This window comes from Flavobacterium sp. WC2509 (assembly GCF_052683105.1).
In genome coordinates this window covers 2,373,339-2,385,865 of record NZ_JBQZFG010000001.1, presented here as the reverse complement: position 1 = coordinate 2,385,865, position 12,527 = coordinate 2,373,339, and the positions used below count along the sequence as shown (strand labels likewise).

Annotated in this window: 12 protein-coding genes; 4 read left to right on the top strand and 8 right to left on the bottom strand. The window is 33.4% G+C overall.

Annotated elements, in window-relative coordinates; translation table 11 throughout:
- Window positions 1-42 precede the first annotated feature (42 nt).
- The 3 genes from ACUN3A_RS10020 to ACUN3A_RS10010 are packed head-to-tail and all read left to right on the top strand — an operon-like array spanning window position 43 to window position 2,045.
- Window positions 43-795, top strand: a complete 753-nt coding sequence (locus ACUN3A_RS10020) for a dioxygenase family protein (RefSeq protein ID WP_445551153.1) — start codon at window positions 43-45, stop codon at window positions 793-795.
- A gap of 29 nt (window positions 796-824) precedes the next feature.
- The gene (locus tag ACUN3A_RS10015) at window positions 825-1,523 is read left to right on the top strand and encodes a pirin family protein (protein WP_445551152.1); all 699 of its coding nucleotides are present in this window, start codon (window positions 825-827) and stop codon (window positions 1,521-1,523) included.
- 6 nt (window positions 1,524-1,529) lie between these two features.
- Window positions 1,530-2,045, top strand: a complete 516-nt coding sequence (locus ACUN3A_RS10010) for a hypothetical protein (protein ID WP_445551151.1) — start codon at window positions 1,530-1,532, stop codon at window positions 2,043-2,045.
- Window positions 2,046-2,109: 64 nt separating this feature from the next.
- Here ACUN3A_RS10010 and ACUN3A_RS10005 read toward each other — a convergent pair whose 3' ends face one another.
- The 8 genes from ACUN3A_RS10005 to ACUN3A_RS09970 all read right to left on the bottom strand — a co-directional run bounded on the left by ACUN3A_RS10005 (window position 2,110) and on the right by ACUN3A_RS09970 (window position 11,260).
- Window positions 2,110-3,711: a fumarate hydratase gene (locus ACUN3A_RS10005; protein ID WP_445551150.1), complete on the bottom strand. Its 1,602-nt coding sequence runs from the start codon at window positions 3,709-3,711 to the stop codon at window positions 2,110-2,112.
- A gap of 151 nt (window positions 3,712-3,862) precedes the next feature.
- A complete protein-coding gene (locus ACUN3A_RS10000; protein WP_445551149.1) occupies window positions 3,863-4,939 on the bottom strand; it encodes a BamA/TamA family outer membrane protein in 1,077 nt (358 codons plus the stop codon).
- A 290-nt stretch (window positions 4,940-5,229) separates the two neighbouring features.
- Window positions 5,230-6,072, bottom strand: coding sequence for an FKBP-type peptidyl-prolyl cis-trans isomerase (locus tag ACUN3A_RS09995; RefSeq protein ID WP_445551148.1), 843 nt, complete (start codon window positions 6,070-6,072; stop codon window positions 5,230-5,232).
- Between the two features lie 193 nt (window positions 6,073-6,265).
- Window positions 6,266-6,739, bottom strand: coding sequence for an FKBP-type peptidyl-prolyl cis-trans isomerase (locus tag ACUN3A_RS09990; RefSeq protein ID WP_445551147.1), 474 nt, complete (start codon window positions 6,737-6,739; stop codon window positions 6,266-6,268).
- A gap of 477 nt (window positions 6,740-7,216) precedes the next feature.
- Window positions 7,217-7,678, bottom strand: coding sequence for an IS200/IS605 family transposase (gene tnpA, locus ACUN3A_RS09985; protein ID WP_445551146.1), 462 nt, complete (start codon window positions 7,676-7,678; stop codon window positions 7,217-7,219).
- A gap of 80 nt (window positions 7,679-7,758) precedes the next feature.
- The gene (locus ACUN3A_RS09980; RefSeq protein WP_445551145.1) at window positions 7,759-9,198 is read right to left on the bottom strand and encodes a nucleoside recognition domain-containing protein; all 1,440 of its coding nucleotides are present in this window, start codon (window positions 9,196-9,198) and stop codon (window positions 7,759-7,761) included.
- Window positions 9,199-9,464: 266 nt separating this feature from the next.
- On the bottom strand, window positions 9,465-10,535 hold the full coding sequence (locus ACUN3A_RS09975; RefSeq protein WP_445551144.1) for a winged helix DNA-binding domain-containing protein: 1,071 nt from the start codon (window positions 10,533-10,535) through the stop codon (window positions 9,465-9,467).
- An 11-nt stretch (window positions 10,536-10,546) separates the two neighbouring features.
- On the bottom strand, window positions 10,547-11,260 hold the full coding sequence (locus ACUN3A_RS09970) for a 3'-5' exonuclease (protein ID WP_445551143.1): 714 nt from the start codon (window positions 11,258-11,260) through the stop codon (window positions 10,547-10,549).
- Between the two features lie 418 nt (window positions 11,261-11,678).
- Here ACUN3A_RS09970 and ACUN3A_RS09965 point away from each other — a divergent pair, with 418 nt between their 5' ends.
- The gene (locus tag ACUN3A_RS09965; protein WP_445551142.1) at window positions 11,679-12,482 is read left to right on the top strand and encodes a hypothetical protein; all 804 of its coding nucleotides are present in this window, start codon (window positions 11,679-11,681) and stop codon (window positions 12,480-12,482) included.
- The last annotated feature ends 45 nt before the right edge of the window (window positions 12,483-12,527 follow it).

The window sequence follows — 12,527 nt, the reverse complement described above, 5'->3', positions numbered from 1 at the left end:
TTTAAATACTTTTACAACTGCAACCTTAAAATTGTATTTAGTATGGAAAGAAAAGAATTTTTAAGAGGATTAGGCCTAGTAGGATTGGGAGCTTTGACTATTCCTGTAATTAAAGCTTGTAGCAATGATGATGATAGTTCATCATCAACATCTGATACTACACAAGCAACTAGTACTGGAGAAACTTCTTCTAGTAGCACATGTTCCGTTACCTCATCGGAAACTGCAGGGCCATTTCCAACAAAAACCCCTGGATCATTAGTTACATCAAACATCGTCAGTGATAGAACTGGAGTTGCATTTACCATTAATATCACTATAAAAAACACTAATGCAAACTGTGCTGTATTGGCTGGAGCCATTGTAGATATTTGGCATTGTGACAAGGATGGTTATTATTCTGAGTACGGTGGAACATCTATGCAATCTGCAGACTTTACTTCGGTACATTTTTTGAGAGGAAGGCAAACTACCGATGCAAATGGTCTGGTTAAATTTAAGTCTATTTTTCCAGGATGGTATAGCGGCAGAGCGACACACATACACGTTCATGTTTACAATGCTTCGGGCACATCGTTATTAGTTACTCAAATTGCATTTCCAGAAGGTTCAGGCAGTGCTGTAGCTTTGGTAAATGCATCAAGTGCTAATGGTTATACAAAAGGACTTTCCGGATATACCTATAATGCCTCCGATAATGTATTTTCTGATGGTGTTGCCAATGAAATGTCGACCGTAACAGGAAGTGTTTCCGAAGGTTTTATTCTAACTCATACCATAAATGTGGCTGGATAAACTCTTATTTAATTTATTAGTTTCTAAAAATGATCAAACAAACACCTACACAAATTTTTAAATCCGATTTACGTGGTGTTTCTGGATCGGATGGAATTCAAAATTTATCGACTTTCAATTTTGGAAACTACCAAGATGAGTCTCGAAAACCGTTTGGCACCTTGAAAGTTTTAAACGAATTACTATTAGTGCCTTCGCAAAAGACCTTTACATTCATTGAATCCAATACTGAGGTGTTTCTTTTACCGCTTTTTGGCGGAATTGAATACAAAGACAATTTAGGCAATATTGATTTCATTAGAATTGAACAAATCAAACATATTTCTGCTCAAAAGGGAATGTCATTTAAAACCTTCAACCCTTATGAAGCAGAAGATGTAAGTTATTTAGAAATTTGGTTAGCGGCCGAAACCAATAATCTTATATCCAATTCATCTAAATTGGATTTTGGATTTTCTGAAAGAAATAAAATAAATCTGCTTTTCGAATTTTCAAATACTTTAGGCTTTATCGGTATTTATGATGGAAGAAAAGAAGGTTTTTATACATTGAAAAACCATTTAAACGGCGTTTTTCTTTTTGTAATTAACGGTGCATTTGAAATTGAAAACAGATTATTACAACAAAAAGATGGTTTGAGCTTAAAGGAAATAGAAACCGTAGAATGGGAAGCTCTCTCGGAAAATGCTATTTTATTACTTTTTGAAATTCCAATAGAAAATTTATAAAGTCCTATGTACAAAGCCAAAATACGATTAGCTTACCGAATTGTGATTGATAGCACTTCTACATTTCTTTGGGACAAATATGTTTGGGAAGATACCTTCAAAGAATATTTGATGCAACATCAGCAATTTAATTCGAAGGAAAACCCAAAAAACACCTTTAGAGAATTATTGACCGAAAACGAAAAAGCAGTTCAGCTGCATTACTTGGTGGGGATTGCCGCTCATGGTTATGTGGAGCAGCTAAAAGGAAATTTCCATAGGATTACGGATGTATTGGGAAATAATTATTTACCGTTTTCCAATTATCAATTAGACATCATTAATACGGATATTACAGACCTTTCAAAGCATAAAATTGGGATTACTTTCTATTCGCCGGTTTTAGCATTAATAGACATCATAGAAGGCAATTATTTGGTTTCAAAAAATTGTGAAGCCGTCGACGGAATGGAAACCTTAATGTATCCTGTACAACCCCATTTATCAATATGTTATTATCAAAAAACAAAAATACCACGATAATTTTAGAACGAAAAAGACCGTCAAATTTGACGGTCTTTTTTAATATAAATAAATTCTTTTTTTTCTAAAGATTCTCAAAGAAATCATTCCCTTTATCATCCGTAATAATGAAAGCTGGAAAATCTTTAATGGTAATTTTTCGAACAGCTTCCATGCCTAATTCTTCAAAATCAACAACCTCAACTGAAAGAATGTTTTCTTTAGCCAAGATCGCCGCAGGACCTCCAATAGAACCCAAATAGAATCCACCGTAAGTTTTGCAGGCGTTCATCACATCTTTGGTTCTGTTTCCTTTAGCAAGCATAACCATACTTCCCCCATTTTTTTGGAACTCTTCTACATAAACATCCATTCTTCCTGCAGTAGTTGGACCAAAACTTCCCGAAGCCATTCCTTCTGGTGTTTTTGCAGGACCCGCATAATAGATTGGATGGTTTTTAAAGTACTCTGGCATTGGTTTACCTGCATCCAATAATTCTTTAATTTTAGCGTGAGCAATATCACGAGCTACAATTAAGGTTCCGTTTAGTTTCAAACGCGTTTTGATTGGGTATTGAGACAATTTCTTAAGAATATCTGCCATTGGCTGATTCAAATCAATCTCAACTGCTTCTTCCAAATGAGGCGGAGTTTCTGGTAATAAACGTCTTGGATTTACTTCCAATTGCTCTACAAAAATTCCGTCTTTAGTAATTTTTCCTTTGATATTTCTATCTGCCGAACAAGAAACTCCCAATCCAACCGGACAAGAAGCAGCATGACGAGGCAAACGGATTACACGAACATCATGCGTAAAATATTTTCCTCCAAATTGCGCTCCAATAGCACTTTGTTGGCAAATCAATTGTACTCTTTTTTCCCATTCTAAATCACGGAAAGCCTGACCTGACATATTTCCTGTTGTTGGCAAATGATCGAAATAACCAGCCGATGCTTTTTTAACCGCAGCTAAATTTGCTTCTGCTGAAGTTCCTCCAATCACCAAAGCCAAGTGATACGGTGGACAAGCCGAAGTTCCTAAATCCATTATTTTGGCACGAATGAAAGCATCTAATGATTTTTCATTCAGTAACGATTTCGTTTGTTGGTATAAATACGTTTTGTTAGCAGAACCTCCTCCTTTTGCTAAAAACAAGAACTCGTATGAAGCTCCTTTTTTGGCATAAATATCAATTTGCGCCGGAAGATTTGAACCTGAGTTTTTTTCTTCAAACATGCTAATCGGCACAATTTGAGAATAACGAAGATTTCTTTCCTGATACGTATTAAAAATTCCTTTTGAAAGCCATTCAGCATCATCAGCTCCCGTATATACATTTTCGCCTTTTTTAGCCATTACAATCGCTGTTCCGGTGTCCTGACAAGAAGGTAATTCCCCATCGATAGCCACAACTGCATTCTGCAATAAATTATAAGCTACAAAACGGTCGTTGTCTGTCGCTTCGGGATCATCTAAAATTGCTTTTAGTTTTTCTAAATGGGAAGTTCGTAACATAAAAGAAACATCTTTCAACGCTTCCTGAGCCAATAATTCCAATCCTTTTGGATCAACAGCAAGAATTTCTCGGTCGCCAAATTGTTCCACTTTTACAAAATCGGAAGTGATTTTACGGTATTGTGTATCGTCTTTTAAAATAGGATAAGGATCCTGATATATAAAGTCCATAGTTTGTGTTTTTTAAAGAATGCCAAATATAAGAATTAAGGAGGAATTCTAATGTGATAATTAGCCGCTATTGTTCATAGATTTGTTCTAATTTATTGATAAAAAAAGTCAGAGTTAGACGAAAGAAATCCGAATTTAGCGTTAAAAGTCATTATCGATTCCATTTGTGTCCAAAAACGATATAATAACCCCAACTGTCTGGTCCTTTGGCCACATCAAGACCAGCGCGAAGACCATAAGTTCTCGCAACAAGATATCTAAAGCCTGTTCCATAATTGTAGACCGTTTTGGCTTCAGAGAAATTTTCTCCTTTTTGAAAAACTTTTCCAAGACCTCCATATGCCAAAACACTCCAGCGGGTATTCAGGTCAAAACGCTGTTCTGTTTCCGTCAGTAATGTAGCTTGGCCTTGGTAGCGATAAGCTGTAATTCCTCTCAATTTAATATATGGTAATTGATGAAAAGGTACGTCTCCATAAGCTTGTAGCCCCTCAAATCGCAATCCTGAAATCCACTTATTGGTTATTGGAAAAAAATAGTGAACAAAAACTTCTAATTTTTCAAATTTATAATCACTACCTGTCCAGTCATCGTTTAAGTAATAAGCAAGATTAGCTCTATAACCATTATCTGGAGTAAAAATGGTATTTCTTCGATCCCAGTCCAAATAAACACCCAATGAAGCAACCGTTTTTTTGAAATCTTCTGAAGTAATATTCGGAGGCAATTCGTAATCAAAATTCGGATTGATTGTCATTTTAGAATTAAAATATTCCACTCCTGCATAAAGATCGCTTAAAGTTTTCTTTGAAAGAGAAACCATAATGGGTATCGTCTTATAATTGAAATCGAATTTCTGATCATCTCCATTTTCGAATTCTTTATAATAGGCCAAATTATAATCAACGTAACCTAAAAAAATACGATATTTCAAACCGTATTTAGAAATCACTTCTTTTCTGTAGAGACCAGTAAACCAAGATTTATTTGCCGTATATGCTCCAAAAGCAGCCGTTACAGCAGGTGCAATATAATCTTTGTGCCCTATTGGGTTTTTCTGAGGCGAAATAAAGACGGGCGCCAAACCTCCACCAAATCCCCCAAGAGCCGCTTCGGTTACAAAAAACGGAATTGGTATAAAGCCTTTGGTGTTGTCAATCATAACACTGGCATCAAATTTTCCGTCAAGCGTATCTCTAAGCATTTTTTTTCGGTCGTCTTTAGTCATTTTTTGTTTGGTCTGTCCAAAACTAAGCGTTCCAAAGACCAATAAAACACTTAAACAAATTAGTTTTAATAAGTATGAATGGGATTTTTTTTTGACCATCTTTTTAAAATTTTAAAATAAAAGATTTGAAACAAAACACATTACAACAAAAATAACTTTTTTTTAGGATTGGTACTTACTATGAATCAAGGATTAAAAAAACTATTACTTTTAATTAATTTACAAAAGAACTAAAAAGCAAAAAGCCTCTCAAAATGAAAGGCTTTTGCAATACGTATTAACTTAGATTTTTAATTAACAGAAATTAGGTTAATATCAAAAATTAAAACTGAACCACCAGGAATTCCATTATAAGCATAGTCTCCATAGCCTAAACTAGATGGTACTAAAAGCTTTCCGCTTCCTCCTTCTTTAAAATACGGAATTCCTTCTGTCCATCCTTTTATTACATCTTGTAAACCAATTGAAATTCCAAGAGTTGTACTTTGATCAAAAACACTTTTGTTTGTAAAATAACCTTTATAAGCAACAATCACGTTTGAAGTTGATATAGGCTGTTTACCTGTCCCTTGATTGTCTATTACATAATATAATCCTGAGTTCGTTTTTACTGCATTTAATTGATTATCCGCAATATATTTTACAATTTCGGCATCATTTGCTGTACTATTATCTACAACCGCAGTTAATTTGATTTCATAAATCAAAACAGCACCAGCTGGAATGTTTTTTGAAATATCACCACTCCCGTAAGCCAAATGCGCTGGTACCAGAAGAATACCACTTCCTCCTTCTTTGAAGAAAGGAATTCCCTCTGTCCAACCTTTTATCATTGACTGCAAATTCACAGTAATACCAGCATCTGTACTTTGACTAAAACCTTTTTTGTCAAGAAAATAACCTTTATAAGAAACTGTTACATTTGAAATTGCTGTTGCCTGTTTTCCTGTTCCTTGTTCGTTAATTACATAATACAAACCTGTATCTGTTCTTTTGGCATCTAACTTGTTTTCGGCAATATAGGCTTTAATTTCTGTTTCGTTTTGAGTAGTATAATCAACTTGTTCATCAGAATTATTATCACTGCAAGACATAAAAAATACAGCAATAATTGTTAAGAATGAATATTTCATAGTATTAGATATTTTAGTTTTCACGGCAAATATAACTTTTTGACATTTCAATGATTAATAAGATTTTCTTAAAAAAAACTTATAAAATGACAAACAATTCTTTTTATAACAGTGAAGGAAATATTTTAGAAATCAAAAAAAGCTACAGATTCCATGAAATCTGTAGCTTTCTAATTTTATAAGTATGTTAAATCTAATTAACTGTATTTAATGTAATATCAAAAACAAGTACTGATCCTCCAGGAATAGGACCTTGTCCTTCTGGACCGTACCCTAAATCGGAAGGAATTAAGAGAATCCCTTTACCACCTTCTTTAAAGTACTGAATTCCTTCTGTCCAACCTGGAATAACATTGCGTAATGGAAAAGAAATTCCTTTTGCATCACTTTGATCAAAAACTGTTTTATTCGTAAAATAACCTTTGTAAGCAACCGTAACCTCAGAATCGGCAGTAGGTTGTTTTCCTGTTCCCGCTTCTTCAATTACATAATACAAACCAGATTCTGAGCGTTTTGCATTTAAATGATTATCGGCAATATATTTTAGAATTTCTGTTTCATTACTGGATACCGCAGATACAGGAGCAGGAGTAATATTTTCTTCTTTTTTCTTGTCGTTACATGACATAAAAAGAACAGCTATAAGAGCTAAAAAAGAATATTTCATAATTGTATTTAATTGATTAATGTAATTAACTCTAATTTTATTTAGAGTTGTTGACCTAAGTTTTTTTTACAGCTTAAAATCTAACTTAATAAACTAGTAACTAAGAATAGAATAAGTAAACCTATAGCGATGTATTTGGTGTATTTTGACATTTTTTTATTGTTTAAAATTATAATTATTGTATTTTTTTCAAAAGAATGAAAAAAATATTAAAACTCCTAGAATTATTACTACATCATTCTGTTAAAATTAATTACCAGGACAACAGATTGAAATGCGTTTTTACAATATTTATCGTTCCTACTCTCCAACGGATTAAAATCCGTTGCTACAATATAAATCGTTCCTACGGAACTTATACATTTTATAGAGCCATCGGCTCGAGACATTTTGTAGCAACGGATTTTAATCCGTTGAAAACAATCAAATCTGTTCAAATGAGAGCCATCGGCTCGAGACATATATAATTCATTGGATTCATATCAAATTTTCAAAAATATATCTTTCATTAAAAGGTATTTCAAACTTATCTAAAAATTCCAAATATTCTTCTTTGAAAGTTTGTTTCTTATGGTGTTCTTGTTGATTAGCTATATATTTATAAACAACATTAATTTGAGAATGCCCATAAGAAAACGCACCATAACCTTCCTGCCATTCAAATCTTGATTTTGTTAGATGATGGTCATTAATATATTTTGATGATTTTGCCTTTATAGTTTTCATTAATTCCGATATTGAAACTACAGGTTTAAGACCTAAAAAACAATGAACATGATCTTCAACTCCATTTACAATGATAGTTTTACAACCCGTTTCATTTATTAGATTGCCAATAACACCAAATAATGTAGATTTCCAATCATCAGTAATAACCGCTTCACGATATTTTACTGCAAAAACAACCTGAATATATACTTGATGATAGGTATTTGCCATATTGTGTCTTTTATTTTCTGTCCCTACGCCAACGGATTAAAATCCGTTGCTACAATATTTATCGTTCCTACGAAACTATTTTAAAAAAACCAGCTGGCCACGAAAATTGCCGTAATCACACAAACCACATCAACTAAAAGCATTGTTCCTAAAGCGTAGCGGGTATTTTTGATATTTACCGAACCAAAGTAAACGGCAATTACATAGAAAGTACTTTCGGCACTGCATTGAAAAATACTGCTTAATCTTCCCGTCATGGAATCGGCACCAAAAGTATTCATCGAATCTATCAAAAACCCTCTTGAACCTGCTGAACTAAAAGGTCTAAGTAATGCTACCGGTAACGCATCGGTAATTTGCTTATTCACACCCATATTCGAAAATATAAAGGCTATCCAGTTACTGATAATTTCAAATAAACCGCTGTTTCTAAATAAAGAAATCGCTACTAACATTCCCAAAACATAAGGAAAAATGGTAACTCCAGTTTTTACTCCATTATTCGCTCCAGATACAAAAGCTTCGAAAACTGTGGTTTTGGCTTCGGTAAATTTTTTCTCTTTGATAAATGAAAACACCAATGTGAATGCAATAATTGCAACCAATATTAAAGCTGAAAGATTAGAGGTGAAATAGTTTTTCCCGATTAAATCCAAATGGTTTACATACATCAATAAACCAACAATTGCAGCTATTAAAGTTATCAAAGCCACAACCAAAGAAGCACTCTTGAAATTAATTTTTTGTTTGATTCCAACAATTAAAAAAGCAGCAATCGTTCCGATAAAAGAAGTAATGATACAAGGCAACATTACATCGGCTGGATTGGTTGCATTTGCAGCAGCGCGATAGCCAATAATAGAAGTTGCAATTAATGTCAAACCTGAAGCGTGCAGACACATAAACATAATTTGAGCATCACTTGCTTTGTCTTTTTCGGGATTTATTTCTTGTAGACTTTCCATGGCCTTTAATCCAAACGGAGTTGCAGCAGAATCTAATCCTAAGAAATTAGCAGCAAAGTTCAAAGTCATATAGGAGATAGACGGATGGTCTTTTGGAATACTCGGAAACACTTTTACAAATACTGGACTCAGCAATTTAGCCAATTTTCCAGATGCTCCAGAAATGATTAAAAGCTCCATCAATCCGCAGAAAAATGCCAAATAGGCCATAAGTGGCAGAATCAAATCAAGCAACGTGCTCTTACATGTAGGCAATAAACCATCCGATTTTTGAACACCGCTGAAGATTTTTACGGTTTTATTTTTATAAACATAAGTGGTGTCTGCATTTAGCGTATCACGATTAATAATCATGGTTTGATCCGTAGCTTTCTTGATACTGTCTTTGATAAAAGCAGGAACTTGTTCAATATATTTTTCAGATATAAGAACTGGATCATCTTTTTTTCCATTTAAGACATAATCAATGGTATAGGTGTTGGCAGAAAACAAACTGACAACTATAAAAACAATTGATGAAATAAAAATAACTAACCAGAATCTACTTAATACCATAATTTATATTTTTTGTAAATGTAATAAATCAATCGGAATTGCACTATCAATAGCAATATTGAGAAAACTTCAATAATAAAATGATTTGTAAGTTGACTAATTTGAAATCTGAACCACTATAATAGCATCTATTTTAATAGACTGACTATTCAGTCAACATCTCTGATAGCTTGTAAAATATGAAAAAAAAGAATAATTACTGTAACTTCTTTCATATTATGAAATTAAAAATAATCTATACGTTGTTCTTAAAATAATAACGAAATTTATTTGATACTAATTTTTGTTTCCAGATAATTTTCAAAAGGTTTAATCGCTTTAAAAAGAGTACTTTTTTTATTTTCATCTAAGTCAGAAAAAAATTGAGTCTCTATTTTAGCGTGATCTTTTTTTATTGTCCGTTTCCAAGTTCCGATGACTTTCCCATTTTCGAGAATAATGGGTTTAAAAATTCCATTATTAGTAAATGCTTTTGACTGATGTTCTAATAAAATGGAAGCTTCACGAGTTTTATATGAAATTAAAATCTCATCAAAAGCAGGCAGAAAATGAACGCTTTCGCAAAAGTTATCAACCTCCGTAAAATTAGTTCCAAACCAATACTTTTGATTATCAATTTCTATTGAGTACAGCTCAGACTCTATTGTGTTAATAGCCAATCTAGCCGCAGTTGGCGGAAAGCCTGACCACCATGAAAAGTCGAGTAAAGTAGCTGGGCCGTGGCTTTCAAAATACCGTTTGGCTAATTTGGCTAGTGCTTCTTCTTTAGTTAAAGTTGTTTTGGGTTTCGAAACCCTTTCTTCAAGCAAAGCATAGCTAATCTGCTTACCTTTCATTTTACCATTACAAACTAGACCTTCCAATTCAGCATTCATCATAATAATAACGGGAGATAAGTCCCCAGAAGCCTTTTTAATATTAAGCTCCTGCATGATTTCGTCCCGCGTTAAATGATTGTTTCCGGACAGTAGTTTTTCGATAGATGAATTAACCTGATCCAGTTTCTTTTCATCATAACCGTGTTGTCTGGCTGATGAAGTAAAAAGACGTTTAACTTGTGCTCTGGATAAATCCAGCATCCAGTAAATATCATCAGCAGAAACAAAATGCCAGGTTGGACGCAGAATATGCGTTCGAATAATTTTACCTGAATTAATAGCCTCTTCAATTTCTTTTTCAGTAGCATTGCATCGCGAACCAATTGCCCATTTTGCCATGGCATAATCTTGCGCCTGTATTGCACCTAAATGCTGCACTATTTCTTGTGGTGTGTTCTGATTTTGTTTTAAAAGCTTTTGTGAAGCAAGCCGATAATTTGCAATTTCCTGATGTATCATTTGAAGTAAAATTACACATGAATGATCTCATCTTCAATCAATAAATCTTCTCTTCGCAAGCGAAGAAAAATTTGAGCCACAGCAATGGTATCTTTTTCGCAATAAGTGACTATTCGGTCAATATCTTTTTCTACATAAAAAACATGACCAACCTGACTTCCATCAATATCGCCTTTGGGAGAAGGAATCCCAAGCACTTTACACATTAATTTTAAAGAAGTATAATGTTTGTAATCGCCAAATTTCCATAATTCTAACGTATCTAAATGTGGAATTTCCCAAGGTTTTTTTCCAAATAAATTCAGTTTGTCAGGAATCGGAATCTGATTGATAATCATTCGGCGTGCCAAAAACGGAATATCAAATTCTTTGGCATTATGCCCGCACAAAACATGTTGTGGCCCATTGAAATGATTATTCAGCAGATTATTAAAGTCTTTCAAAAGTTTTGGCTCTTCACCAAAAAAAGAAGTCACTCTAAAGTTTCGAATATCACCTTTGATCACAAAAAAACCAACTGATATACAGACAATTTTTCCAAATTCGGCCCAAATTCCAGCTCGGTCATAAAACTCTTCGGCACTAAAATCATCTTTGCGTTGGTATTGAGTTTTTTGCTCGTACAGCACCTGAACTTCGGAATCCAAAGTATTAAAATCTTCCGCTTCTGGAACGGTTTCGATGTCAAGGAAAAGAACATTATTAAGGTTTATTTTTTCAATCATTTTTAGATATAGGTTACACTGACTTGAGCGAATTTACGCACTACAAATTGGTATTTATAAATTTAAAAGTAGTCAATTTTAATTTCTAAAAAAATAATTTACGCAAATCTGCTTTGTCAGTTCGCTATGGATCGGATTTGTAATCGTTATTTTTTTTGACTTCATAAAGTAAAAGTGTTTTGTAGTACTCAAAAACAAAAACACACCCAAACCCCTGAATAAGAACAATTAACACCTATACTAACAAGTGTATTTTATCATATTTGCAATTATTAACTAAAAAAACCAATAAATATGAAAAAACGAATTTTACAAAAAAACCAACTATCAATCTCAAAAACCAGAGATTATGAAACCTAAATCAATTAATTTAAAGAAACTTAGTATCAAAAACTCAATTAATTTAAAAATGACAACAATGAAACATCTCTTTCTAACATTTATTTTATTTTTAAGCACCTCTTTTTTCCTTTCTTGTTCAGAAGAAAAAGATCAATCAATTCAAGCTACAGAAGTTGCTAAACCTAATGAAGCTGTTGAGGCTATTACAACAACTGATCCTACAAAATCAAGAACTACGCAGAAAATAGCAAATTGTCAAAGCGCTTCTATTCATTTTCAGGAATACTGGTTAAATAACAATCAGTGGGGATCATCTAATGCTGGATCAGGAACCCAATGTGTATGGTTAGATAGTCAAAATAGTTGGGGAGCCTATGCAACACATACGGGCTCCAATTCATCTGGGATAAAAGGATATCCATCCATGGTTTTTGGAACACAAGGAAGCGTTGTTACGACAACTAAATTACCGAAAAAAATTAGTGATTTGGGAAATGTTCATACGTGGTGGACTTGGACTGCGAGTGGAAGAGCTTGGAATGCAACATATGATATATGGTTTAACAACAGTGATTATGAGCTTATGGTCTGGATGCAATGGCAAAATTCATGGCCAATGGGAAATAGTTTGGGTGTAGTTTATGCCAATGTAACCCTTTCGGGATACCAATGGAATGTCTATAAAAAAGGTAATATTTTTTCTTTTTTACTTGTAAATCAACAAGGATGGATAAGTATGGATGTTAAACCAATTATAAACTTTTGTGTGTCTAAAGGATGGATTCCAAGCACAGCATCTATGAGTAGAATTGAAGCTGGTTGGGAAATTATCGATGGCGGTACATTTGAAACTAGCTCATTTGGAATATCTCAAATATAAATAGTTTCAATCGAATTATAAAATTATCAAAAGACCCAATTGCTG